The 24,140-nt window shown below is 74.1% G+C and carries 20 protein-coding genes; 15 read left to right on the plus strand and 5 right to left on the minus strand.

What is annotated here, in order from left to right:
* The first annotated feature begins 70 nt into the window (after positions 1 to 70).
* Positions 71 to 1,780, plus strand: a complete 1,710-nt coding sequence (locus AB0O91_RS22610; protein ID WP_363435948.1) for a hydrogenase maturation protein — start codon at positions 71 to 73, stop codon at positions 1,778 to 1,780.
* A 108-nt stretch (positions 1,781 to 1,888) separates the two neighbouring features.
* Here the strand turns inward: AB0O91_RS22610 and AB0O91_RS22615 are convergent, their stop codons facing one another.
* Both AB0O91_RS22615 and AB0O91_RS22620 read right to left on the minus strand, forming a co-directional pair.
* Positions 1,889 to 2,719, minus strand: coding sequence for an MHYT domain-containing protein (locus AB0O91_RS22615; protein WP_363435950.1), 831 nt, complete (start codon positions 2,717 to 2,719; stop codon positions 1,889 to 1,891).
* Positions 2,720 to 3,057: 338 nt separating this feature from the next.
* A complete protein-coding gene (locus AB0O91_RS22620) occupies positions 3,058 to 3,513 on the minus strand; it encodes a VOC family protein (protein WP_363435951.1) in 456 nt (151 codons plus the stop codon).
* Between the two features lie 140 nt (positions 3,514 to 3,653).
* Here AB0O91_RS22620 and AB0O91_RS22625 point away from each other — a divergent pair, with 140 nt between their 5' ends.
* Together AB0O91_RS22625 and AB0O91_RS22630 are read left to right on the plus strand one after the other, a co-directional pair.
* Complete coding sequence (locus AB0O91_RS22625) at positions 3,654 to 4,088, plus strand: MarR family transcriptional regulator (protein WP_350517158.1); 435 nt, start codon at positions 3,654 to 3,656, stop codon at positions 4,086 to 4,088.
* A 347-nt stretch (positions 4,089 to 4,435) separates the two neighbouring features.
* The gene (locus AB0O91_RS22630) at positions 4,436 to 5,725 is read left to right on the plus strand and encodes an MFS transporter (protein ID WP_363436046.1); all 1,290 of its coding nucleotides are present in this window, start codon (positions 4,436 to 4,438) and stop codon (positions 5,723 to 5,725) included.
* Positions 5,726 to 5,925: 200 nt separating this feature from the next.
* Here the strand turns inward: AB0O91_RS22630 and AB0O91_RS22635 are convergent, their stop codons facing one another.
* Positions 5,926 to 6,444, minus strand: coding sequence for a GNAT family N-acetyltransferase (locus tag AB0O91_RS22635; RefSeq protein WP_363435954.1), 519 nt, complete (start codon positions 6,442 to 6,444; stop codon positions 5,926 to 5,928).
* Between the two features lie 46 nt (positions 6,445 to 6,490).
* Here AB0O91_RS22635 and thpR point away from each other — a divergent pair, with 46 nt between their 5' ends.
* Complete coding sequence (gene thpR, locus AB0O91_RS22640) at positions 6,491 to 7,105, plus strand: RNA 2',3'-cyclic phosphodiesterase (RefSeq protein ID WP_363435956.1); 615 nt, start codon at positions 6,491 to 6,493, stop codon at positions 7,103 to 7,105.
* 274 nt (positions 7,106 to 7,379) lie between these two features.
* On the opposite strand, the gene serC is transcribed toward thpR, so the two are convergent.
* The gene (serC, locus tag AB0O91_RS22645) at positions 7,380 to 8,498 is read right to left on the minus strand and encodes a phosphoserine transaminase (protein ID WP_363435957.1); all 1,119 of its coding nucleotides are present in this window, start codon (positions 8,496 to 8,498) and stop codon (positions 7,380 to 7,382) included.
* A gap of 162 nt (positions 8,499 to 8,660) precedes the next feature.
* Positions 8,661 to 9,761 carry a citrate synthase 2 gene (locus tag AB0O91_RS22650; protein ID WP_363435959.1) on the minus strand — a complete coding sequence of 367 codons (1,101 nt, stop codon included), beginning with the start codon at positions 9,759 to 9,761 and terminating at the stop codon, positions 8,661 to 8,663.
* A gap of 417 nt (positions 9,762 to 10,178) precedes the next feature.
* On the opposite strand from AB0O91_RS22650, the gene pdxH reads away from it, so the two are divergent.
* The 11 genes from pdxH (at position 10,179) to AB0O91_RS22705 (ending at position 24,104) form a co-directional block, all read left to right on the plus strand.
* The gene (pdxH, locus tag AB0O91_RS22655) at positions 10,179 to 10,811 is read left to right on the plus strand and encodes a pyridoxamine 5'-phosphate oxidase (protein WP_363436048.1); all 633 of its coding nucleotides are present in this window, start codon (positions 10,179 to 10,181) and stop codon (positions 10,809 to 10,811) included.
* A gap of 132 nt (positions 10,812 to 10,943) precedes the next feature.
* Entirely contained in the window at positions 10,944 to 11,138 is a 195-nt protein-coding gene (gene fxsA, locus AB0O91_RS22660) for an FxSxx-COOH cyclophane-containing RiPP peptide (protein ID WP_363435960.1), read from the plus strand.
* Positions 11,139 to 11,260: 122 nt separating this feature from the next.
* Positions 11,261 to 12,655, plus strand: a complete 1,395-nt coding sequence (locus tag AB0O91_RS22665) for a TIR-like protein FxsC (protein WP_363435962.1) — start codon at positions 11,261 to 11,263, stop codon at positions 12,653 to 12,655.
* Positions 12,652 to 16,665 (plus strand): FxSxx-COOH system tetratricopeptide repeat protein, encoded by a 4,014-nt coding sequence (gene fxsT / locus AB0O91_RS22670; RefSeq protein WP_363435964.1) that lies wholly within the window; start codon positions 12,652 to 12,654, stop codon positions 16,663 to 16,665. The genes AB0O91_RS22665 and fxsT overlap by 4 nt, the downstream gene beginning before the upstream one ends.
* Positions 16,666 to 16,718: 53 nt before the next feature.
* Positions 16,719 to 17,984 (plus strand): FxsB family cyclophane-forming radical SAM/SPASM peptide maturase, encoded by a 1,266-nt coding sequence (locus AB0O91_RS22675; protein WP_363435965.1) that lies wholly within the window; start codon positions 16,719 to 16,721, stop codon positions 17,982 to 17,984.
* 276 nt (positions 17,985 to 18,260) lie between these two features.
* Positions 18,261 to 19,340 carry an HEXXH motif-containing putative peptide modification protein gene (locus tag AB0O91_RS22680; protein WP_363435967.1) on the plus strand — a complete coding sequence of 360 codons (1,080 nt, stop codon included), beginning with the start codon at positions 18,261 to 18,263 and terminating at the stop codon, positions 19,338 to 19,340.
* A 346-nt stretch (positions 19,341 to 19,686) separates the two neighbouring features.
* The gene (locus AB0O91_RS22685) at positions 19,687 to 19,872 is read left to right on the plus strand and encodes a hypothetical protein (RefSeq protein WP_363435969.1); all 186 of its coding nucleotides are present in this window, start codon (positions 19,687 to 19,689) and stop codon (positions 19,870 to 19,872) included.
* A 71-nt stretch (positions 19,873 to 19,943) separates the two neighbouring features.
* Positions 19,944 to 22,331 (plus strand): FxsB family cyclophane-forming radical SAM/SPASM peptide maturase, encoded by a 2,388-nt coding sequence (locus AB0O91_RS22690; protein ID WP_363435970.1) that lies wholly within the window; start codon positions 19,944 to 19,946, stop codon positions 22,329 to 22,331.
* 66 nt (positions 22,332 to 22,397) lie between these two features.
* The gene (locus AB0O91_RS22695) at positions 22,398 to 23,168 is read left to right on the plus strand and encodes an AAC(3) family N-acetyltransferase (RefSeq protein ID WP_363436050.1); all 771 of its coding nucleotides are present in this window, start codon (positions 22,398 to 22,400) and stop codon (positions 23,166 to 23,168) included.
* A gap of 94 nt (positions 23,169 to 23,262) precedes the next feature.
* Complete coding sequence (locus tag AB0O91_RS22700) at positions 23,263 to 23,793, plus strand: GNAT family N-acetyltransferase (RefSeq protein WP_363435972.1); 531 nt, start codon at positions 23,263 to 23,265, stop codon at positions 23,791 to 23,793.
* Between the two features lie 161 nt (positions 23,794 to 23,954).
* Positions 23,955 to 24,104, plus strand: coding sequence for a hypothetical protein (locus tag AB0O91_RS22705; RefSeq protein WP_363435974.1), 150 nt, complete (start codon positions 23,955 to 23,957; stop codon positions 24,102 to 24,104).
* Positions 24,105 to 24,140 lie beyond the last annotated feature (36 nt).

Genomic DNA, 24,140 nt, shown 5'->3' on the forward strand with positions numbered 1-24,140 from the left:
GACCATTACGTGTCCATGCCGTGGTTTCATCGCCTCCGCGCGACCCGCAGTCCCTGCCCGGAGGCCCCCTGTGCGCATTCTCCTGATCGCCACCGCGTTCAACAGCCTGACCCAGCGCGTCCACACCGAGCTGCGCGAGCGCGGCCACCAGGTCGCCGTCCAACTCGCGCTCGGCGACGAACAGATGAGGGAGGCGGTGGCCCGGGTCGATCCGGAGCTGATCATCTGCCCGATGCTCACCCGGGCCGTCCCGGCGGACATCTGGTCCACCCGGACGGTGCTGATCGTGCACCCAGGCCCGAAGGGCGACCGTGGCCCCTCCTCGCTCGACTGGGCGATCACCGGGGACGCGCGGCGCTGGGGCGTCACCGTGCTCCAGGCCGTCGAGGAGATGGACGCGGGCGACATCTGGGCGTCCGTGGAGTTCCCCGTCCCCGAGTGCGGCAAGAGCGAGCTGTACCGGAACGAGGTCGCGGACGCGGCCGTCGAGGCCGTCCTGCTGGCCGTCCAGCGCTTCGAGGGCGGGCTGTTCAGCCCCGAGCCGCTGGACTACGCCCGCCCGGACGTGCGCGGCGAACTGCGGCCGCTGCTCCGGCAGGAGGCCCGCCGGATCGACTGGCAGCGGGACGACACCGCCACCGTGCTGCGGAAGTTGCGCGCCGCCGACTCCCAACCCGGTGTGCTGGACGAGCTGTACGGCCGTGAGTTCTTCCTGCACGGCGGCCACGTCGAGGACGAGCTGCGCGGCCCGGAGCCCGGCGCGGTGCTGGCCACCCGGGACGGCGCGATCTGCCGGGCCACCGTGGACGGCGCGGTCTGGATCCCCCAGCTGCGCCCGCGCCGCACCCCCGGCGGGCCGGTCCCCTTCAAGCTGCCGGCCGCGACGGTGCTCGCCGACGAGCTGCACCGGGTCCGGGAGGTCCCGGTGACCCCCGCGGACGCGGCCTGCCGGGCCACCTGGTCGGAGCTGCGCTACCGCGAGGAGGGGGACGTCGGGTTCCTCGAATTCGGTTACGCGGGCGGGGCGATGAGCACCGAGCAGTGCCGCCGGCTGCTGGCCGCCTACCGCGCGGCGGCCGAACGGCCCACCTCGGTACTGGTGTTGGGTGCGCCCCGGGACTTCTACTCCAACGGGATCCACCTCAACGTGATCGAGGGCGCGGCCTTCCCGGCCCTGGAGTCCTGGGAGAACATCAACGCGATGGACGACCTGGTCGAGGCCGTCCTGACCACCGGCGACAAGCTGACCGTCGCCGCGCTGGCCGGGAACGCGGCGGCCGGCGGCCTGATGCTGGCGCTGGCCGCCGACGAGGTGTGGTGCCGGGACTCGGCGGTGCTCAACCCGCACTACCGGCTGATGGGCCTGTACGGCTCCGAGTACTGGACGTACACCCTGCCGGCCCGGGTCGGCGCCGAGCAGGCCGAGCGGCTGACCACGGAGGCGCTGCCGGTCGGGGCCGAACACGCCCGCCGGATCGGCCTGGTGGACCGGCTGGCCGGCGGGGACGCGGCGGAGTTCCGCCGCTGGGTGGCCCGGGAGGCCGCCGGGCTGGCCGCCTCGCCGGAGCTCACCGGGCGGCTGGTGGACAAGAAGCGCCGCCGGGCGGAGGACGAGGAGGCGAAGCCGCTCGCCGCGTACCGGGCCGAGGAACTGCGCCGGATGCACGGCAACTTCTACCGGGCGGGCGAGCCGTACCACGGGCTGCGGCGGGACTTCGTGCGCAAGGTCTGCCCGGTGGCCACGCCGGAGCACCTGACCGGGCTGCTCGGGCGGCCCTGAGGCGGCCGCTGCCGGGGGCGGCTCCGAGGCCGTACACCCGCAGGGTGCGGCAGACGTCCGGCCGGGGTGGGGGACCCGGCCGGACGTCGGTCTTTCCGTCGCCCGGCGTCAGCGCCGGGTGCCGACGCCGCTCATCGGGCGGCGCCGCTGCGGGGGCACGCGCGGCGGCCGGGGCGGCAGCGGGGCCGCCGGGCCGGACAGCAGCGGCTGGGTGGAGGGCTTGCTGGGCGAGACGGCGAAGGCCAGCGAGCCGAAGAAGACGTAGCAGCCCAGCCCGACCCCGAGCGGGAAGATGAACTGCAGGGCCATCACGCCGCCCTGGGTGGAGTGCGAGAAGTCCAGCTGGACGGAGAGCGCCGCCATCCCGGTGTAGTGCATCGCGCAGACGGCCACGCCCATCACCGGCGCGGCCGCCAGGACGGCGAGGGTGCCCCGGATGTTGAGTGCGGCCCAGAGCGCGGCCGTGGCCGCGAACACCGCGATGGCGACCGACAGGCCCACGGTGGTGCGGTCGTAGGCGAGGTGGCCGGGCAGCACCATGGCGGCCATGCCCAGGTAGTGCATCGCGGCGACGCCGAGGCCGGTGGTCAGCCCGCCGATCAGCAGGGCCAGGGCGGGTCGGCGGCGCCAGTAGCCGACGGTGAACAGGCCGACGCCGACCACCGCGACGGCGACCAGCAGGCTGACCACGGTCAGCAGCGGCTGGTAGCTGATCTCGACGCCGGTGACGGAGAAGCCCAGCATCGCGATGAAGTGCATGGACCAGATGCCGGCCCCGAGCGAGGTCGAGGCGAACAGCAGCCAGACGACCCTGGTGCGGCCCTCGGAGACGAGTGCCCAGCGGGCGCTGCGCAGGGCGACGAAGGCGCCCACGCAGGCGACGAAGTACGAGACCGCCGGTGTCACCCAGCCGTGGTCGGCATGGTGGATCTCACCCAATTGAGCTCCCTGGACGAGGGGTTGAGGGCGCCAGGGCTCGGGCGGACGCGGCAGGCCGGGTCGCCGGGGGCGGAAGGTGGGGGAGGGGCACGGAACGGGTGCCATCGAGAGGAGACCTGGCGTGTGGTGCCCCTGACAACGGGGACAGTAACGACTGCCGCGCGGTCGCACAAGGTTCGTGGTTTTCGTGAACTCCCAGGTCAGCATGGACCTTTACGTCGCCTGCAAGATCTTGGCACCAAGCCCTGACACCGCCTGCGCATGACCCCCCGGGGGGCGGGGGTGCGGGGATGCGGGGATGCGGGAGTGTCGGGGTGCGGGGTGCGGGGTGCGGGGTGTTACTGCCCGACCGCCTGCTCCAGCGGGGCGAGGCCGAACGGGTGGCCCGCCGGGTCGATCAGCACCCTGAGGGTGCGGCCGTGCTGGTAGCCGGGCTCGGTCGCGCCGAGCGCCAGGGCCTTCGCGGTGGACTCCTCCAGGTCGTCCACGTAGAAGTCGAGGTGGAAGTGCTTGCTGCCGTCCGGCTCCGTCCACGGCTCCGGCCGGTACCCCGTCACCCGCCCGAAGCCCAGCGGGCTGCCGCCCTCCGGGTTGTCCAGGATCGCGAAGCGCTCGTCGACGTGCCGGGTCTCCCAGCCGAGCAGCTCGCCGTAGAAGGCGGCCAGTGCCACCGGGTCGGCGCAGTCGATGGTGACCATGGCGAGCCGGGCGAAGCCGGAGTCGTCCTGCGGGTCCGGCGTGGGCCCGGTGGCCTGCGGCGACGGTGCGGACGGTTCGGAGGCGAGGTCGGACATGTCTGGTCGGCCCTTCCGGGAGGCGGGGACGATTCCGGAGGTGGGAACGATCACCCATGACCAATATGGCACCGGCCCGATCCTCCGGCACGGTGGGAACCCGTTTTTCCTTAGCGAGGGTAATGACGTAAGCTAAAGAGATGCCCGAGATGTCCGAGCAGGACCTCGCAGCGATCTCTCAGCTGCGGTCGTCCACCATGCGCCTCTCCCGACGACTCAAACACCAGCGGGTGGAGGAGTCGTTGAGTCCCACCGAGATGGGAGTGCTGGGCACCCTCGCCCGGTGCGGAAAGGCGACGCCGGGTGAGCTCGCCCGGAAGGAGCACGTGCAGCCTCCCTCGATGACCAGGATCGTCGCGATGCTGGAGGAGAAGGGGCTGGTGCGGCGGGAGCCGCACCCCGAGGACCGCCGCCAGGTGGTCGTCAGCAGCACCGAGCAGGCCGAGACGATCCTCGCGGAGAGTCGTCGGCGCCGAAACGCCTGGCTCGCCGAGCTCGCCCAAGGGCTCGACGACGACGAGTGGGCCGCCCTCCGGGAGGCCGCACCCGTGCTCTACAAGCTCGCACACCTCTAGGCACACCCACCCCGGCGAGCCGCCGGGAGAAGAAGGAGCACCGCATCACCGCAGGACCGACCACCGTAACCAGGAGCGCGACGGCCACCGCCAGGGCCGTCGCGCCGCGAGGGGAGACCACCGTGACACCGCCGGCCGCAGCCAGCGCCGCCGCCCGTACCGACGACCGCACCACCGACCCCGCCGCGGACACCGCGGCCGCCGACGCCCAGGCCCCCGCCCCCAGCGGGCTGCCCGGCAACGGCGACGACGACCCCGACGAACGCACCGCGGCGGGCCCCGCCGCTCAGCGCCGAACCCCTTCGGCCGCATCTCCGACCGGAGCCGAGTTCACCCGGCCCCGGGGGATGTTCTCCTCCCTGCGCGTTCGCAACTACCGCTACTACTTCGCCGGCCAGGTGGTGTCCAACACCGGGACCTGGATGCAGCGGATCGCCCAGGACTGGCTGGTCCTCAGCCTCACCGGCAGCCCGCTCGCGGTCGGCATCACCACCGCCATGCAGTTCCTGCCGATGCTGCTGCTCGGCCTGTTCGGCGGCGTGCTCGCCGACCGGATGCCCAAGCGCCGGCTGCTGGTCTACACCCAGGGCGCGATGGGCCTGCTCGCGGCCGGTCTGGCCGTGCTGACCATCGGCGACGTGGTCACCCCGTACTACGTGTACGCCTTCGCCCTGCTGCTCGGCCTGGTCACCGTGGTCGACAACCCGACCCGGCAGGCCTTCGTCTCCGAGATGGTCGGCCCCAAGGACCTCGCCAACGCCGTCAGCCTGAACGCCGCCAACTTCCAGACCGCCCGGCTGGTCGGCCCCGCCGTCGCGGGCCTGCTGATCGCCGCGGTCGGCAGCGGCTGGGCCTTCGCCGTCAACGCGCTGTCCTTCGCCGCCGTGATCGGCGGACTGCTCGCGATGCGGGAGTCCGAGCTGCGCCCGACCGAGCCGATCGCCCGGGAGAAGGGCCAGCTGCGCGAGGGCCTGCGGTACGTGAAGGAGCGGCCCGAGCTGCTCTGGCCGATGGTGCTGGCCGGCTTCATCGGCACCTTCGGGTTCAACTTCCCGACCCTGCTGTCCGGTTTCGCGTACGACACCTTCAAGGTGGGCGCCGGGCAGTACGGCCTGCTGAACACCGCGATGGCGGTCGGCTCGCTGGCCGGCGCGCTGCTCGCGGCCCGTCGGGGCGCGCCCCGGCTGCGCCGGCTGGTCGGCGCGGCGCTGGCCTTCGGCACGCTGGAGGTGGTCGCGGCCTTCGCGCCCGACTACTGGACCTTCGCGCTGCTGCTGACGCTGATCGGGGTGTTCGGGCTGAGCTTCAACACCTCGGTCAACTCCATGCTGCAGCTGTCCACCGACCCCGAGATGCGCGGTCGGGTGATGGGCCTGCTGGTGCTGGTCTTCACCGGCGGCACGCCGATCGGCGCCCCGATCGTCGGCTGGGTGACCGCCTCGTACGGCCCCCGGCTCGGCCTGCTGGCCTGCGGCCTGGTGTCCGCGCTGGCGGCTGCCGCGGTCGGCCTGGTGCTGGCCCGCAGCGCCGACCTGAGGGTGCGGTTCGACCTGCACCCGGGGCGGGGCGGTCGGGTGGTGGCCGTCGTGCCGCGTGCCGGTCGGGCGAGCAAGTCCGAGCTGGCGACGGCCTGCTGACGGATCGTCCGGAACTGTTCGCCGGTGGACGATCGCCGAAAGGTGATCGCCGGAGGGCGGTGGTCGGAAGGTGATGGTCGGAAGGTGATGGTCGGAACGCCCCGAGGTCCTTCCTCGGGGCGTTCCGGTGTTCCGGCGCTCCGGTGTTCGGGCGCGCCGGTTCGGGGCCGCGGCTCAGGCGCTGCGGCCCCGGCGGCGGGTCAGAGCCGGATCTCCAGCACCTGGCCGGGCCACGGGCCGGACGGCTGCTCGGCCTCGAAGGTCTCGGTCTCGGTGAACCCGAGCGCCCGGTACTGGCCGACCAGCTTGCGGTCGTTGCCGGCGTAGCAGTCGACCCGGAGCAGGTCGAAGCCGCGGCGGCGGGTCTCCTCGACCGCGTCGGCGATCAGCGCGGCGCCGATGCCGGAGCCCTTGCGGGTGCGGTCGGTGACCAGGAGGCGGACGTAGAGCTCGGGCTCCTTCGAGGGCGGGACGAACCTGCCGCGCTGCTCGGCCAGTACGCAGCAGCCGACCGTGCGGCCCTCCTCGTCCACCGCGAGCCGGACCAGGAAGCCTTCCCCGGTGTACGAGGCGACCTGGTCGACCCGGGCCGGGATGGTGCTGAAGGGCTGGTCGCCCCATTGGCCGGTGCGCTCCCCGGCCGCCAGCCAGGAGACGGCGCCGTCGAGCAGGGACAGGATGTCGGGGACGTCCGCGGGCCCCCCGTTGCGGATCTTCATGGAAAACCGTTCTACACCGTGCCGTCGGGCGGGGGAAGATTGGATCATGAGACTGTTCGTCGCGGTCCTGCCGCCCGTCGAGGCGCTGCAGGGGCTCTCCGCGGCCGTCGCCCCGGTGCGCGGGCTGCCCGGGGCGGACCGGCTGCGCTGGACCGCCGTCGAGGGCTGGCACCTGACCCTGGCCTTCCTCGGCGAGGTCCCGGCCGAGCGGCTGCCGGAGCTGGAGGCCGGCCTGGCCGCCGTCGCGGCCGTCCAGCCGGCGCACCGGCTGCGGATCGCCGGCTCCGGCCGGTTCGGGGACCGGGTGCTCTGGGCCGGGGTCGAGGGGCAGACCCGGGCGATCCGCCGGCTCGCGGAGGCCGTGACCGAGGCCACCGCCGGGTTCACCGCCAGGCCCGCCGGCGGGGGCGGGGCCCTCGCCTTCCACCCGCACCTCACGCTGGCCCGGGCCGGCTCCTCACGGGGCGGCCACCGGCGGGCCGTCCCGAGGGCCGCCCGGCGGGCCGCCGAGGCGGAGCTGGACGGGCTGACGGCCGCGCTGGCGCCGTACCGGGGGCCGGAGTGGCGGGCCGCCGAGCTGCACCTGATGCGGAGCGACCTGAGCGGCGGCTTCGCCCACTACGCGTCGCTGCGCTCCTGGGCGCTGGCCGACCGGAGCTGAGGGCCTGGGATTCGTGTCGGTGTGAGCCGGAGGTACGCTCGATGACCGTGGATCCCAAGACTCGAAACCGCATCGTCTCCGGCACCCTGGTGCTGCTGCTGGTCGTCGTGCTGATCAGCTCGCTGGCCGGCAAGTAGCCCCGGCCCGCCCCCGGCCTGACCGGGCGGCCCGTGGGTGTCCGGCGCGCCGGCGCCCGGTTCACCGGCGCCCGCCCCCGGAACGGCGAGAGGGCCACCGCCCGCAGGCGGTGGCCCTCAGCCGTGCTCGGAGCCCGTCAGAGCTGCTCGACCACGTAGTCGATGCAGTGGGTCAGGGCCTCGACGTCCGCCGGGTCGATCGCCGGGAACATCGCGATCCGCAGCTGGTTGCGGCCCAGCTTGCGGTACGGCTCGGTGTCCACGATGCCGTTGGCACGCAGTGCCTTGGCGACCGCGGCGGCGTCCACCGACTCGTCGAAGTCGACGGTGCCGACCACCTGGGAGCGCTCGGCCGGGTTCGCCACGAACGGGTTGGCGAACGAGGACTTCTCGGCCCAGGCGTACAGCCGGGACGAGGAATCAGCCGTTCGGGCGACGGCCCAGTCCAGCCCGCCGTTGCCGTTGATCCACTCCAGCTGGTCGGCCAGCAGGAACAGGGTGGCGATCGACGGGGTGTTGTAGGTCTGGTCCTTCGACGAGTTGTCGATGGCCGTCGGGAGCGAGAAGAACGGCGGGACGTAGCGTCCGGAGCCGGCGATCTCGGCGGCGCGCTCCAGGGCGGCCGGGGAGAAGGTGGCCAGCCACAGGCCGCCCTCGGAGGCGAAGGACTTCTGCGGGGCGAAGTAGTAGACGTCGGTCTCGGTGATGTCGACCGGCAGGCCGCCGGCGCCCGAGGTGGCGTCCACCAGCACCAGCGAGCCCTGGTCGGCGCCGGCCGGGCGCCGGATCGGCATCGCGACGCCGGTCGAGGTCTCGTTGTGGGTGAGGCCGTAGACGTCCACGCCGGCCTCGGCGACCGGCAGCGGGTGGGTGCCCGGGGCGGTCTTGATCACCGTCGGCTCGGCCAGCCACGGGGCGGCCTTGACCGAGGAGGCGAACTTCGAGGAGAACTCGCCGAAGTCCAGGTGCTGGGACTTCTCCCGCACCAGGCCGAAGGCGGCGATGTCCCAGAAGGCGGTGGAGCCGCCGTTGCCGAGGACGACCTGGTAGCCGTCCGGCAGCGAGAACAGGCTGCTCACGCCCTCGCGCACGCGCTTGACCAGGTTCTTGACCGGGGCCTGGCGGTGCGAGGTGCCGAGCAGGGAGGCCTGGGTGGCGGCGAGGGCACTCAGGGCCTCGGGGCGCACCTTGGACGGTCCGCAGCCGAAACGGCCGTCTGCGGGCTTGATGTCAGCGGGGATCTGGATCTGAGCCACCCGCGCAGCCTACTGGCTGAGGCATCGTCCGGGGTACGGTCGTCCGCCCGCTGAGACTGTGATCCGGACCGCTCGGCGGCCCCGGACGGCGGGCCCGGCCGGTGCCGGACCCGCTGGTCAGAGGTGGTGTCCCGGCGCGCGGGCGGGCGCGCCGGACCGGGTTCAGCGGGCGATGGCGTCCCAGCCCTCGATCTCCTCGGGGCGGCGCGGGCCGGGGCCCGTGTAGCGCGCGGAGGGGCGCACGAGGCGACCGGTGCGCTTCTGCTCCAGGATGTGCGCCGACCAGCCCGCGGTGCGCGCACAGGTGAACATGGAGGTGAACATGTGCGCGGGGACCTCGGCGAAGTCCAGCATGATCGCGGCCCAGAACTCGACGTTGGTGGCGAGCACCCGGTCGGGGCGGCGGTTGTGCAGCTCCTCCAGGGCCGCCTTCTCCAGCGCCTCGGCGACCTCGAAGCGCGGGGCGCCGAGCTCCTTGGCGGTGCGGCGCAGCACCCGGGCGCGCGGGTCCTCGGCGCGGTAGACGCGGTGGCCGAAGCCCATCAGGCGCTCGCCCTTGTCCAGCGCGTTCTTGACCCAGGCGGTGGCGTCGCCGGTGCGCTCGATCTCCTCGATCATGCCGAGCACCCGGGAGGGGGCGCCGCCGTGCAGCGGGCCGGACATCGCGCCCACCGCACCGGAGAGCGCGGCCGCGACGTCGGCGCCGGTGGAGGCGATGACCCGGGCGGTGAAGGTGGAGGCGTTCATGCCGTGCTCGGCGGCCGAGGTCCAGTAGGCGTCGACGGCCTTGACGTGCTTCGGGTCCGGCTCGCCGCGCCAGCGGATCATGAACCGCTCGACGACCGTCCCGGCCTTGTCGATCTCGCTCTGCGGGACCATCGGCAGGCCCTGGCCGCGGGCGGACTGGGCGACGTAGGACAGCGCCATCACGGCGGCCCGGGCGAGGTCGTCGCGGGCCTGCTCGGCGGAGATGTCGAGCAGCGGCTTGAGGCCCCAGACCGGGGCGAGCATGGCGAGCGCGGACTGGACGTCGACCCGGATGTCGCCGGAGTGCACCGGGATCGGGAAGGGCTCGGCGGCCGGCAGGCCGGGGTTGAACTTGCCGTCCACGAGCAGGCCCCACACGTGGCCGAAGGAGACGTTGCCGACGAGGTCGTCGATGTCGACACCGCGGTACCGCAGGGCGCCGCCCTCCCGGTCGGGCTCGGCGATCTCGCTCTCGAACGCGACGACTCCCTCAAGCCCGGGTACGAAATCGGACATGCGACGGCTCCTTCAGTTCTGCGATCGGCGCTCCGCCGTGGTGGGGCGGCACGCCAGTGACCGAATCGTGGTTGGCACTCGGTGCCAGAGTGACAGGCACGGGGTGCATTGCGCCATACACCACCGCGGTGATGTTTCCCGTGAGGTCGTTCGACGTTCCCGCCGGGGCTCGGTCCTGCCCCGGAAACCCCTGGGGCCAAACGCCCGCTTCCGGACAATTCCCCGTACGGCGGGCGGCCGAGCGGCGGCGAGTCACCATATCTCCGACCGGGGTTTGTCCGGAGGTAGCGGTGCCCGTTGCTTGTCGTACGGGATGATGTTGGCGTGCAGACCCCGGAACGCGCCCACTCGACGCCGCTGAGCCCCGCCACCCGGTCCCTGGCCGACGAGGCCCGACCCGGTCCGGACCTCACCGTGATGCGCAAGCACTACAGCCACGAGGGCCTGGCCGAGGAGCAGCTCGCCCCCGAGCCGATCGGCCAGTTCACCCGCTGGTTCCACGAGGCGGACGACGCCGGGGTGGTGGAGCCCAACGCCATGGTGCTGTCCACCGCCGACGACCGGGGGCGGCCCAGCTCGCGCACCGTCCTGCTCAAGGGCTACGACGCCCGCGGCTTCGTCTTCTTCACCAACTACGGCTCCCGCAAGGGCTCCGAGCTCGCCGTCAACCCGTACGCGGGGCTGCTCTTCCCGTGGATCGCGCTGGCCCGCCAGGTGATCGTCCAGGGCCGGGTCGAGAAGGTCGGCCGGGACGAGACCGCCGCCTACTTCCGCACCCGCCCGCACGGCTCCCAACTCGGCGCCTGGGCCAGCGAGCAGTCCAGCCCGGTCGGCAGCCGGGCCGTCCTCGAACAGCGCTACGCCGACCTGGAGCGCCGCTACCCGGAGGGCGAGGGCGTCCCCGTCCCGCCGTTCTGGGGCGGCTACCGGGTCGTCCCGGAGAGCGTGGAGTTCTGGCAGGGGCGCGGGAACCGCCTGCACGACCGGCTGCGCTACGTTGCCGACCCGGCGGGCCCGACGGGGTGGCGGGTGGAGCGCCTCTGCCCGTGACGGGCGGGCGCGGCGTCAGGCCGTACCTGACGGGCCGTCACCGTTTTGTGTAGAATGTGCGCGTCGCGGAGCTGGGTCGGTGATTTCTCCGGGCTGTAGCCGGTTGTGCCGGCACGATCGAGTGAGGGACTGATGAGCGTCACCGGTGCGGGACCCGCTGCTGGACTCGGCTCTGACCTGGTCGACGTCTCCGCGCTGCCGCTCGACGAACTCGACGCCCTGCCGGACACCGTCCTCGGGGACCTGCTGCGCCGGGTGGTGGCGGACGCCCTGACGCCCGGCGCCGAGCCGCTCGCCGCCTTCCAGTCGGCGCTCGAACTTCGCTGACCCGCCGCTGACCGTCGGCTAAACCCCCCGGGGTCGGTAGAATCCGACAACTCCCCTCCTTCCTGGTGCAGTTCACGACATGCTGGGTATGAGACCAGCGCCGTCGGGGTCGGGGGGAACAGGTGAGTGAGCGGGAACAGCAGCGGCCGTACTTCTTCTTCAGCTACGCGCGTCGGGACTTCGAGGCGGAGGACGCCTTCGTCGACCAGTTCTTCAACGACCTGAGGGACGAACTCGGGCGCGTCCTCGGCTCGGCCGTCCACGCCGACGAACTCGCCTTCCGGGACACCGAGCGGCTGCGCCTGGGCGACGAGTGGGCGGACAAGCTGGCCCTGATGCTCGGCCGCAGCCGGACCATGGTCGCGCTCTACTCGCCGGCCTACTTCGCGAGCGTGTACTGCGGCAAGGAGTGGACCGCCTTCCGGGGCAGGGTCCGGCGCCACCACGAGGAGACCGCGGAGCCGGTCGCCGCGCTGATCCCGGTGCTCTGGGAGCCGGTCGCGCACGGGGACCTCGTCCCCGAGGTCACCAAGATCCAGTGGGCCCAGCCGGACATGGGCGACGCCTACGCCCGGCACGGCCTGCGCGCCCTGCTGCGCACCGCCCAGCAGGACGCCTACCGGCAGGTGGTCCGGGTGGTCGCCGGGCGGATCCGGGACGCGGCCGTGCGGCGGCTCGCCGAGCTGCCCGAGTTCGACCTCGACGCCGTCCGCGGCTACTTCCCCGGGCCGGCCGTGCCCGCGCCCGCCGCCGAGCCCGGCATGGTGCGGCTCTTCATCGCGGCCGGCCGGGCCTCCGAGGCCGCAGCCGAGGGCGGCTCGTACCCGGAGGGCCGGTACGGTGCCAAGCCCTGGCACTGGGCGCCGTTCTACCCGCCGTCCCAGCCCTCGCTGGCCTCCCGCGCCCAGCGGGTGATCACCAACGCCGGGCACACCACCACGCTGGAGGAGATCGGCGCCGGGCTCGGCGAGAAGCTCGACCAGGCCCGGGAGGACAGTCAGGTCAGCGTCCTGCTGGTGGACCCGTGGGCGGCCGGGCACGAGCGCTACCGCGGCGCCCTGCGCGAGTACGACGACCAGAACCACCCGGTCACCGGAGTGATGGTGCCGATCGGCGGCGGCGACCCGGACGGGGAGCGCGAAGCGCCCTGGGCGGGCGTGCGCGGAGTGTTCCGCCGCAACTGGCTGCGCCGGCGCGATCCGGAGCACTTGTTCCGGGTGAAAGTGAGCCAGGAGAGCTTCGACAGCGACCTCGCCATCATGGTGACGGTCGCTCAGAACAAGCTCATGGACGACAACTTGGATTGGGGGGACGATGGCGGCGACGCCTTCGGCTTCGGTCCGGGCGGCGGCTCGGTGATGCCCGGCCTGGCCATCCCGGCCGGCCCGCCGAGTCCCTCCGGTCCGCCGCGGAGCCCGTCCGCGCGCCGTGATCCGGATCCGGCGCCGAACGACGTACCCGGGCCGCGCCCGGGCGGCCACGACGGCCCTGTCCCGTCGAGGGGAGACGGACGATGAACACTGAGCCCGGTGCGGAGCCGGGGCGCGGCGGGCCGGGCTCGGTCGTCACGTTCTACTCGTTCAAGGGCGGTACCGGCCGGACCATGGCGCTCGCCAACGTGGGCTGGATCCTGGCCAGTCGGGGCCTGCGCGTCCTGGTGGTCGACTGGGACCTGGAGGCGCCGGGGCTGCACCGCTACTACCACCCGCTCCTCGTCGACCCCGAACTGCACTCCACGGACGGCCTGATCGACCTGCTGCGCTCGTACGTCAAGCAGGCGCTGCCCTCCGCCACCGGCCCGACCGGCCGCCCCCCGGGAGCCTGGCTGGACGAACCCGGACGGCTGGACGGCTACCTCTGCGGCCTCGCCCTCGACCTACCGGCCGGCGGCCGGCTCGACTTCCTGCCCGCCGGCCGGCAGAACGCCGCCTACGCGGCCGCCGTCACCAGCTTCAACTGGCGCAGCTTCTACCACGGTCGGGACATCCGGGGCGGCGAGTTCCTGCGCGAGCTGCGGGAGCGCTGGGCGCGCGCGTACGACTACGTGCTCATCGACAGCCGCACCGGCGTCAGCGACACCTCCGGCATCTGCACCGTCCTGATGCCCGACACCGTGGTCGACTGCTTCACCTTCAGCGCCCAGAACATCCGCGGCGGCGTGGACGCCGCCAAGGCCATCGCCGAGGCCGAGGAGCGGGCCATCCGGGTGCTGCCGGTGCCGATGCGGGTCGAGGACGCCGAACAGGAACGCCTCGAAGCCGGCCGGGACTTCGCCCGCGACGCGTTCGCCCCCTACCTCGGCCGCTGGCTGCCCGGGGACCGCAGGGCCGCCTACTGGGCCGACGTCGAGGTGCCGTACAAGCCGTTCTACGCCTACGAGGAGGTGCCGGCCACCGTCGCCGACCGGCCGCAGGAGGCGCGCAGCCTGCTCAACGCCTTCGAGCGGCTGGCCGAGTGGATCACCGACGGGCGGGTCCGCTCGCTGCGCCCGCTCGGCTCCGAGGCCCGCCGCCGACTGTACGCCGCCTACCTGCGCTCGGCCCGGGCGGTGCCCCGCCAGGTCTTCGTCAGCTACGCGCCCGAGGACCGGATGTGGGCCGAGTGGGCGTCCGCCACCCTCACCCGGTTCGGCTACCAGACCTCCCTGCACAACGCCGCCGAGCCGCACCCCGGGCCGCGGCCGCCGGAGGTCGCCGGCCCGCTCGACGGCCAGGGCCGGCTGCTCGCGCTGCTCTCGCCCGAGTACACCGCGCTGCCCCGGGCCGGCGAGGTCTGGCAGCTCCTCCAGGGGCGTGAACTCGCCTCCGGTGCTTCGGCGTTGGTCGGCCTGCGGTTGCAGGACTCGGACGAGCCGGTGCCCCGGCCGTTCGTCGGACAGGCGGTGCCCGACCTGATCCGCTCCTCCGCGACCGGAGCGGAGGCCCAACTGTACGGCGAGCTCGGCCCGCCGCCCGGCAGCAACCGCCAGTTCGACTCCGACAGCGGTGAGTTCATGGCCCCGGCGCGCTTCCCCGGCACCGCCCCGCCGGTCCAGGAGGCACCCTCGCGCAACGCCGCCTTCATCGGCCGGGGCAAACTGCTGGAACTGCTCCGCAACCGCTTCACCGGCGGCCCCGCCGCCGTGCTCAGCCAGGTCCTGTACGGCTTCGGCGGTGCCGGCAAGTCCCAGATCGCCGCCGAGTACGCGCACCGCTTCAAGTCCGCCTACGACGTGATCTGGTGGGTGCCCGCCGAGGAGCCCGCCAACATCCCGCAGAAGCTCGCCGAACTCGCCCCCCGGCTCGGGGTGCCGACCAGCGACGACGTCGCGCACACCGCCGCCGCGGTGCTGGACGCGCTGCGCCGCGGCCACCCGTACCGCCGCTGGCTGCTGGTCTTCGACAACGCCGGCACCCCCGAGGAACTCGCCCCCTGGCAGCCCGGCGGCTCCGCCGGCGGGCACGTGCTGATCACCTCCCGCAACCAGGGCTGGGCCCGGCACGCCGGCCTGGTCGAGGTGGACGTCTTCCTGCGCGAGGAGTCCATCCGGCTGCTGCGCCGCTTCAACAGCGGCCTCTCGCCGGAGGACGCCGACCAGGTCGCGCACCGGCTCGGCGACCTCCCGCTCGCCGTCGGCCAGGCCGCCGTCTGGCTCCAGGAGACGTCGATGCCGATCGCGACCTACCTCGAACTGCTCGACGACGAGCTCACCGAGATGCTGGAGCGCACCCGACTGCGCCCCGCCGAGTACCCGCACTCCGCCGCCGCCACCTGGCGCATCTCGGTCGAGGAACTGCGCCGGATGAACGCCCCGGCCGCCCAGATCCTGGAGATCTGCGCGTTCTTCGGCCCGGACGCCATCCCGATGAAGCTGCTCTACAGCCGGGCCGTCACCCGCGCCCTGCGGCTGCCCCCGCGTGCCCCGCGCGACAAGCTGGCGATCGGCGAGTTCCTGCGGGCCATCAACCGGTTCGGGCTGGCCCGCACCGACCAGGGCAGCGAGACCATCACGGTCCACCGGCTGGTCCAGGCCGTGCTGCGGGACCAGGTCGAGGAGGAGCGGCAGGCCGAACTGCGCGGAGTGGTGCACGCGGCGCTGGCCACCGCCAACCCCGGCGACCCGGACATCCCGACCAACTGGGCCGAGTACGCCGAACTCCTGCCCCACCTCTGGCCGTCCGGCGCCGTCGACAGCGCCGACGAGGACGTCCGGCAGTGGATCATCGACTCGGTCCGCTACCAGTGGAAGCGCAGCCTGCACGAGTCCGGCCGGGAACTGGCCGAGCGGACCCTGGACCACTGGCGCGAGGACGGCTACGGCGGGCCCGACTTCGACGTCGACAACGACGCCCAGACGCTGATGCTGCGCACCCAGCTGAGCAACATCCGCCGCTCCCAGGGCGCCCTCCAGGAGGCGTACGAGACCGACCGGGACATCCTGGAGCGGTTCACCGCGACCCTGGGCCCGGAGCACTCGCACACCCTCGCCGTCGCCAACAGCCTCGGCGCCGACCTGCGCTTCCTCGGCCGCTACGACGAGGCCCGGGCGCTCGACCGGAAGACCCTGGACGCCGCCCGGCGCACCCTCGGGCCGGACCACCCGCGCACCCTGATGATCACCAACAACCTGGCCGTCTCCGACTACCTGGCCGGTGACCGCTACGCCGCGCTGGAACGGCACCGCAGCAACTACCTCCAGCAGCGCGAAGCCCTCGGCGCGCACAGCCTGTACGCGCTCTCCTCCGCCTCCAACTACGCCCGCGACCTGCGCGAGACCGGGCGGCTGCGGGAGGCCCTGGACCTGCTGGAGGAGACCGTCCGGATCTACCAGCAGACCATCGGGGACAACCACACCGACACCCTGCGGGCCCGCAAGAACCTCGCCGTGGCGCTGCGCCGGGCCGGGCGCTACCAGGAGGCGGTGGAGATCGACGAGGACATCTACCAGCGCTACCTGGACATCAACGGCCCCGAGCACCCGGACACCCTGGCCGCCGCGACCAACCTGGCCAGCGACTACAACGCGCTCGGCGACACCGACCGGGCCATCCCGCTGGCCGAGCGGGCGCTCGCGCGGTACCGCGACTACCTGGGCGAGAACCACCCGGTCACACTGGCCGGCGCCAACAACCTCTCGGTCTACCTCCGGCTGTCCGGGCGGGCCGCGGAGGCGCGCGAGCTGTCCGGGCGCACGCTCGCGCAGTTCCGGACCGCCCTCGGCGCGCACCACCTGTACATCCCGATCGCGATGATGAACCACGCGAACGACCTGGTGCTGGGCGGCGAGACCCGGGCCGCGCTCGTACTGGAGCAGGAGGCCGCGCCGCTGATGACCGAGACGCTGGGCCCGGACCACTACGACTCGATCGGCATCAACTCCAACCTGTCGCTGACGCTGGCGGCGCTCGGGGAGACCGAACGGGCCGCCGAGCTGCGGGCGGACTGCATCCGGCGGGCCCGGGTCACGCTGGGGGAGGAGCACCCGACCACGGTGGCGGTGAAGGCGGGCACCCGGCTGGACTCGGACGTGGAGCCTCCGCACGTGTGAGGGACGGTGACGGGCGGTCAGCGATCCTGCCGGGCGGTGCTAGGTTCACGCGCATGGTGCCGTTCCGGCAGTTCCTGCTGAAGATCCACAGCCGCTGCAACCTGGCCTGCGACTACTGCTACATGTACGAGGGCGCCGACCAGAGCTGGCGCGACCGGCCGCGGCGGATGGAACCGGCGACCGTCCGCCGCACCGCCCGGCGGATCGCCGAGCACGCCGCCGCGCAGGGGCTCGACGAGGTGTCGGTGGTGCTGCACGGCGGCGAGCCGTTGCTCGTCGGAGCGGCCCATCTGGACTTCCTGCTGGCCGAGTTGGCGTCAGCCGGGCCGCGGGTGCGGTTCACCCTGCAGACCAACGGGCTGCGGCTGCTGGACGAACCCGTGCTGCTCGACGTGCTGCACCGGTACCGGGTCGGTGTGGCGGTCTCGCTGGACGGCACGCCGGCCGACCACGACCGGCACCGGCGGCTGCCCTCCGGGGCGGGCAGCTGGGAGCGGACCGCCGCGGCGGTGCGGCTGCTCGGCTCGGAACGGCACCGGGAGCTGTTCGCCGGGCTGCTGTGCGTGGTCGACCTGGCCGCGGACCCGGTCGCCACCTACGAGGCGCTGCTGGAGTTCGCCCCGCCCCGGCTCGACCTGCTGCTGCCGCACGCCACCTGGCGGGCGCAGCCGGCGGGGGTGCGGCGCGGCCTGCCGCTCGGCCCGCCGTCGGGGGGCGAGCCGGCGCCGTACGGGGAGTGGCTGATCGCCGCCTTCGACCGCTGGTACGACGCGCCGTACCGGGAGACCGGGGTGCGGCTGTTCGAGGAGCTGTCCGTGCTGCTGCTCGGCGGGCGGGCGGCCAGCGAGTCGGTGGGCCTGGCGCCGGTGGACCTGGTGGTGGTCGAGGCGGACGGCACGATCGAACAGGCCGACAGCCTGAAGGTGGCCTACCAGGGGGCCGCCGGGACGGGGCTGGACGTGTGGCGGCACGCCTTCGCGGAGGCGGCCGTCCACCCGGCCTTCCGGGCCCGCCAGCGGGGCCTGGCCGGGCTCGGGCCGGTGTGCGGGGCCTGCCCGCTGGTGCGGGTCTGCGGCGGGGGTCTCTACGCCCACCGCTGGGCGGGTGACGAGGGCCGGGACGTGGGCACCGGCGGGGACGGCGGAGGCTTCGGCGGCGGGCTCGGCAGTGGGCTCGACGGCAGGTTCGACGGGGGAGTCGGAGGGGGGTTCGCCCACCCGTCGGTGTACTGCGCGGACCTGGACCGGCTGATCCGGCACATCGCGGCGAGACTGCGGGCCGGGGTCGCGGAGCTGGCCGGGGCCGGGCGGCGGCGGTAGCGGGGCCACCGGGTGCCCTCCGGGCGGCCGTGGGCCGGGCCTGGTTCACCCGTCCGGGTCATGCGCGGGCGGGGACCGGCTGAGCCGCCGCCGGGCGGGGAGACTGCGGGCGGACCGGGTGGGCGGACCGGGTGGGCGTCGAGGCCGGTTCCGGACTCCGGCACGTCCGGTCCGGGGGCGCCGGTGGTCGGGGTGCGCGGCTCCGCGGGCACGAGGTTCCCGGCGATCGGGCCGACCGGGGTCCGGTCGTTCGGGCTGCGAGGAGAGGACGGATCGGTGACGGATACGGGCGAGGCGGTGGCGGCCGGGGTGCCGGGCGCGCGCGGGTCTTCGGCTGACGGACAGGCCGCCGAGGGGCTGCCGCGGCACGCCCTGGACCGGGCGACCTTCCGGGCGATCGCGGGCGCGCGCGGCGGTCCGGAGGCCGTGCGACTGCTGCGCGGGGGGCAGTTGAGCAAGCGGGCGCTGCTGCTGCTGGCGCTGCGCCGGGCGGCTCCGCACGACGAGGGCTACCGGGCGGTGTACGGCGAGGTGTGCGCGCTCCAGCGGGCCGACCGGGCCCGCTGGGAAGAGGTGCTGCTGCGGCCGGAGTTGGACGCCTGGGCGGCGGACCGGCTGCGCGCGCTGTCGCTCGGCGGGCCGGCGCCGCTGGACGGGCTGGGCGACTTCCTGCGGGCCGACGCCTCGCCGGTGCTCGACCTGGAGTGCGACGGACTGCGCTGGGCACCGCTGGTCGACCACCGCGGGCCGCGCCGGGTGGACTACGGGAGGCCCCCGCTCGGCCCGCTGTCCGCGGCCGAACTGCGCGCGTGGGAGGAGCGGTTGGCGGCCGCCTGGGAGGTCCTGGTGCGTCGCCACCGGCGCCACGCGGAGGCGGTGGCGGCCTGCGTGGCCGTCCTGGTGCCGCTGCGGCCGGCCCCCGACGGGGCGGCGGTCAGCGCCGCCGCCCGGCGGGCGTACGGCACGGTGGCGGCCTCGCTGCCGGCCGATCCGGTGCTGCTGGCACTGGCCCTGGTGCACGAGTTCCTGCACCTCCAACTCGGCGCCCTGATGGACCTGGTGCCGCTGCACCGCCCCAACGGCCCGGCGGTCTACCACGCCCCCTGGCGCCCCGACCTGCGCCCGGCCGGGGCGCTGCTCCAGGGGACGTACGCGCACCTCGGCGTGGCGTCGTTCTGGTCCGCCGAGGCGGCCGCCGGGGTGAGTGAACCGGAGCGTGCGGAACGGGAGTTCGCCCGATGGCGGGCGCACACCCTGACGGCGGCCGGGACCCTGCTGGGATGTGGTGAACTCACCCCGCGCGGAGTGGAGTTCACCGAGGAGCTGGTGCGCGCGCTGGCCGCGCTGGGCGGCTGAGCCGGTGGATCCCGGGAGTCGCCGCCCACGGCCGGTGGTGCCACCGGCCCCGGCGGTAGACCCGGAGCCGCCACCGCCGCGCCCGGCGTGCGCCCGTGCGGGAACGGTCGAAGGGCTCGAACGCCTGCTCCGGTCAACGCGTTTCGGCGGGCGCGAAGGCGAAGCGCGCGACCGCTGAACGGGTGAATTCTCAGGCTTTCGCGCGCCGTGGTACGGCGTCGACTGGCTGGGCAGACCAACTTGAGGGGGCAAGGTGCCGCGCGGAGTCCTCGCGGGCACTACATTGGTCGCAACCGGGTGACCTACCCGGACTCGGCAGGTCCTAACCGCGCCTAAGGAAACGAATATGACTCCGGTAATCAGCACCAGGCCGGCCGGCAACCTCACTGACACTCAGGAGACGCCGGAACGCCCGTCCCTCGCCGAGCTCGCCGCCCTGGGGGCGGAGGAACTCGCCGCTCGGCTGCAGCGCGCCCTCCCCGGCGCGGAATCCGGCCTCGTGCCGGTCGCGGCCTTCAACTCCTCGATCTGACCGGCTCCGGAACACCGGAACGGAACCCAGGCCGAGCTGAACCTGCCACACCCATGATGACGCGAATTCCCGTGCCCCTGACGCAATTCGTCGTCAAGATGCACAGTCGGTGCGACCTCGCCTGCGACCACTGCTACGTCTACGAGCACGCGGACAGCAGCTGGCGCTCCCGTCCCAAGGTCATCGGGGACGGGATCCTGGCCAAGGCCGCCGAGCGGATCGGCGAGCATGCGGTCGCCCACCGGCTGTCCGCCGTCCGGGTCGTCCTGCACGGGGGAGAACCCCTGCTCGCCGGCCCGGACCGGTTGCGCCGCGCGGCCGAGGCGCTCCGGGCAGCGCTCCCGCCGGGCTGCTCCCTCGACCTCCGCATCCACACCAACGGCGTGCTGCTCAGCGAGGCCTTCTGCGCGCTGTTCGCGGAGCTGGACCTCAAGGTCGGCATCTCGCTGGACGGCGACAAGGTCGCCAACGACCGCCACCGGCGTTTCGCCGACGGGCGCAGCAGCCACCCCCAGGTCCTGCGCGCGGTCGCGCTGCTGAACCGCCCCGAGTACCGGCACCTGTACGCCGGGCTGCTGTGCACCATCGACATCGAGAACGACCCGGTGGCCGTCTACCGGGCGCTGGCCGAACTCCAGCCTCCCGCCGTGGACTTCCTGCTCCCGCACGCCACCTGGGAGGAGCCGCCGAAGCGGCTTCCGGGCGGCTCCGCGGACACGCCGTACGCGGACTGGCTGCTCGCCGTCCACCGGCTGTGGGAGGCGGACCGGCGGCCCTTCGCCGTCCGCACGTTCGAGTCCGTGCACCGGACCGTCCGGGGCCTCTCCAGCCTCACCGAGTCGCTCGGGCTGGAGCCCTCGGACCTCGCGGTGCTGGAGACGGACGGGACCTTCGAGCAGGCCGACAGCCTGAAGACGGCGTACGACGGTGCGCCCGTCACCGGGATGAACGTTTTCGCGCACAGCCTCGACGACCTCGCCCGGCACCCCGGCATCGCCGCCCGCCAGTCCGGCCTGGCCGGACTGAGCGCGACCTGCCGGGCCTGCCCGGTGGTCCGCGCCTGCGGCGGCGGGCTGTACGCCCACCGCTACCGGGCGGACAACGCCTTCGACAATCCCTCCGTCTACTGCGGGGACCTCATGACCCTCATCAACGGTATTGCGGGGAGCGGCGGTTCGACCGCCGGCTCGCCCTCCGGGGCGGCCCCGGTGCCCGCCCAGGGCGGTGAGCCGTTGCTGTCGGCCCCGCTCACTCCGGCCCAACTCGGGGAGTTGGCCCGGGGCTACGGCGGCGCCGACACCGTCGCCGCGCTCGGGACGTCCCAACTCTCGCTCACCCGGGCCATGCTGGCCGCCGCCTGGGACGCCTCCGGGCAGGGGCGGGCGGAGGCGTGGGAGCTGTTGTCGGAGCTGGACGTGGCGGCACCGGCGGCGGTGGACGCGGTGCTGGGGCATCCGTACGCGCGGGCGTGGGCGGCGCGGCGGCTGGCCGGGGACCTGTCGGTCGGGCTGGGGCCGATGGCGGCGCTGGCCGCCGCGGCGGCGGTGCGGGCCGGGCGGGGGGACGCGGTCGCGGTGCCGGCCCGGGGTCGGGGGCTGTACCTGCCGACGCTGGGGTGGGTCGGGGTGCCGGACGGCGAGGCGGTGGTGACCGGGCGGGCGGACGGGCCGACCGTGCGCGCCGCCGACGGGTCGGTCCGCACCGGGCTGGACCGGGCGGTGCGGCGGGTCCGGCTGGCCGGGGGCTGGACGGTCGCGCTGGAGGACCTCGACCCGCTGCGGGACAGCCATGACCACCCGGTCGCCGAACGCCTGCCGGAGGCCGAACTGCTGGGTTGGACGGGCGCGTTGCGGGAAGCCTGGGAGCTGCTCGGGCGGGACCTGCCGGGCTACGCGGAGGGCATCCGGGCCGGGCTGGGGACGGTCACCCCGCTGCGGCCGGGGCCGGCCGGGCGGGACGTCAGCTCGGCGGCGCGGCAGGCGTACGGCGCGGTGGGCATCGCCCGGCCCGCGACGGCGCCGACGCTGGCGCTGCTGCTGGCGCACGAGTTCCAGCACGTGAAGCTCGGGGCGGTGCTCGACCTGTTCGACCTGTACGACCGGGCCGACGACCGGTTGTACTTCGCGCCCTGGCGGCCCGATCCGCGCCCGCTGGAGGGCCTGCTCCAGGGCACGTACGCGCACCTGGCGGTGACCGAGTACTGGGGCACCCGGACGGCCGCGTACGACGGCCTGGCGGGGGAGGCGGCGGACCGGGCGCGGGCGCAGTTCGCGCTCTGGCGGCGGTACACGGCGGAGGCCGTCGAGCGGCTGGCGGGGTCGGGGGCGCTGACCGGGCTCGGCCTGCGGTTCGCGGAGGGCATGGGGGAGAGCGTCGCCCCGTGGCTCGCCGTCGCGCTGCCGGCGGCGGCGGAACGGGACGCCGAGCGGGCGCGCCGGGAGAGCCCGGCCGAGGTCTGAGGCGCGGGGTCGGGGCGCAGCGGGTAGGGGTGTAGGGGTGTGCGGTCCGAGGAGGAGGGGTTGTCGATGATCTCCGGTGCCGATCTCGCCGACGGGTTCGCCCGGTTGGGCGTCCGGGCGGGCATGGTGCTGCACGTCCAGGCGTCGCTGCGGGCGCTCGGGCCGGTCGCGGGCGGGGCGGGCGGCGTGGTCGACGCGCTGCTCGAAGTCCTGGGCCCGGACGGCACGTTGGTGGCGTACACGGCCACCCCCGAGAACTCCTCGACCTCGCGGATCTACCAGGCCGCGGTGGCGGGGATGTCGCCGCCGGAGGTGGCCGGGTACCGGGCGCGGATGCCGCGGTTCGACCCGCGCACCACCCCGGCCTCACCCACCATGGGGGCGCTCTCGGAGGCCGTCCGGACCCGGCCCGGCGCCCTGCGCAGCGGCCACCCGCAGACCTCCTGGGCGGCGCTCGGGCCGCGGGCGGGCGAGATCACCGCCCGGCACCTGCTCACCTCCCACCTGGGCCCGGACTCGCCGCTCGGGCGGCTGTACGAGCTGGACGGCCGGACGCTGATGCTCGGGGTGGGGATGGCCCGCTTCACGGCCTTCCACCTCGCGGACCTGCGGCAGCCGGACGTGCGGCTGCGGGAGTACCGCTGCGTCGGGCCGGACGGCTGGACCGTCTTCGAGGCCCCGGACCTGGACGACCTGCACTTCGCCGAACTGGGGGAGCGGGTGCTGGGCGCGGCCGCGGGGGTCGGCGTCGGGCGGATCGGGGCGGCGGACTGCCGGCTGGTGCCGGTCCGGGAGGCCGTCGACCTCGCCGACGGGTTCCTGCGCGGCCGCGGGTAGCGCGGGCGGTCCGCCGCGCGACCGGTGGCCGGGGTTCCTCAACTCGTCTCCGGTACCGGTGGGTTGGTCCGATGGCGGCTGTTAGCGTAGACGGATGGACGATCTTGAAGGTGTGGTCTGGCCGCCCGAACCGATCAGGACCGAGCGGTTGGTGCTCCGTGTACCCGAGGCCCGGGACCGGGCGACGTTCATCGACCTGCACGCCTCGCCGGAGGTGCACACCTACCTCGGCGGTGCCCGGGCGCGGGACGAGTTGGAGCGGGTGGTGCCCGAGGAGCCCGAGGGGTGGCCCGGGAACTTCGTGGTCGAGCTCGACGGCGCGATGATCGGGCAGGTGCTGCTGCGGCGGGCGACGGGCCACCGGCGCCCGGCGGCCGATGGGAAGGCCGACCTCGGCTACCTGTTCCTGCCGCGGGCCTGGGGGCGCGGGTACGCCACCGAGGCGTGCACGGCGGCGCTCGACTGGCTCGCGGGCGCGCTCCCCGGGGAGCCGGTGGTGCTCACCACGCAGAGTGCCAACGTCGCGTCGATGCGGCTGGCCGAGAGGCTGGGGTTCGTGGAGGTCGAGCGCTTCGAGGCCTGGGACGCCGAGCAGTGGCTCGGCATGCGGGCGCCGGTTCGCTAGGGCGGGCCGGGCGCTCGCTGCCTACGCGCAGGAAGTCGATCCCGTCGACTTCCTGCGCGCGCCGTGATGCCGGAGCAGTTGCCGTGAACCAGGCCTTCCCGAATTGCCGTTGGCATGAATCGGCTCACGGAGGTCGGCCCGAGGTGCTGGACGGGCGCCCGATGCCCGACGTGCCGGCCGTCATCGGCCACCACCCCGAGCTGCTGATCGCCCTGGCGCTGGTGGGCACGTACCGGACCGTCGCGGGGATCCTCAACACCTGCCGGGTGCCGATCGACGACTGGCTGACCGCAGCCGGGGTACGTTCCTGAGCCGGTCCCGGCGACAGCGGTCCGACGGTGGCCTGG

It is taken from the genome of Kitasatospora sp. NPDC089797 (assembly GCF_040684795.1).
In the GTDB taxonomy this organism is placed as follows: Bacteria; Actinomycetota; Actinomycetes; order Streptomycetales; family Streptomycetaceae; genus Kitasatospora.

Bases quoted from the DNA above. Each gene is read 5' to 3' on its own strand.
- AB0O91_RS22675 (WP_363435965.1), top strand. From the start codon at position 16,719: ATGGTGCCGTTCCGGCAGTTCCTGCTGAAGATCCACAGCCGCTGCAAC.
- fxsT (WP_363435964.1), top strand. From the start codon at position 12,652: ATGAACACTGAGCCCGGTGCGGAGCCGGGGCGCGGCGGGCCGGGCTCG.
- AB0O91_RS22630 (WP_363436046.1), top strand. From the start codon at position 4,436: ATGTTCTCCTCCCTGCGCGTTCGCAACTACCGCTACTACTTCGCCGGC.
- AB0O91_RS22695 (WP_363436050.1), top strand. From the start codon at position 22,398: ATGATCTCCGGTGCCGATCTCGCCGACGGGTTCGCCCGGTTGGGCGTC.
- pdxH (WP_363436048.1), top strand. From the start codon at position 10,179: ATGCGCAAGCACTACAGCCACGAGGGCCTGGCCGAGGAGCAGCTCGCC.
- AB0O91_RS22635 (WP_363435954.1), bottom strand. From the start codon at position 6,444: ATGAAGATCCGCAACGGGGGGCCCGCGGACGTCCCCGACATCCTGTCC.
- AB0O91_RS22705 (WP_363435974.1), top strand. From the start codon at position 23,955: ATGCCCGACGTGCCGGCCGTCATCGGCCACCACCCCGAGCTGCTGATC.
- AB0O91_RS22625 (WP_350517158.1), top strand. From the start codon at position 3,654: ATGCCCGAGATGTCCGAGCAGGACCTCGCAGCGATCTCTCAGCTGCGG.
- AB0O91_RS22650 (WP_363435959.1), bottom strand. From the start codon at position 9,761: ATGTCCGATTTCGTACCCGGGCTTGAGGGAGTCGTCGCGTTCGAGAGC.
- fxsA (WP_363435960.1), top strand. From the start codon at position 10,944: ATGAGCGTCACCGGTGCGGGACCCGCTGCTGGACTCGGCTCTGACCTG.
- thpR (WP_363435956.1), top strand. From the start codon at position 6,491: ATGAGACTGTTCGTCGCGGTCCTGCCGCCCGTCGAGGCGCTGCAGGGG.
- AB0O91_RS22620 (WP_363435951.1), bottom strand. From the start codon at position 3,513: ATGTCCGACCTCGCCTCCGAACCGTCCGCACCGTCGCCGCAGGCCACC.
- AB0O91_RS22685 (WP_363435969.1), top strand. From the start codon at position 19,687: ATGACTCCGGTAATCAGCACCAGGCCGGCCGGCAACCTCACTGACACT.
- AB0O91_RS22700 (WP_363435972.1), top strand. From the start codon at position 23,263: ATGGACGATCTTGAAGGTGTGGTCTGGCCGCCCGAACCGATCAGGACC.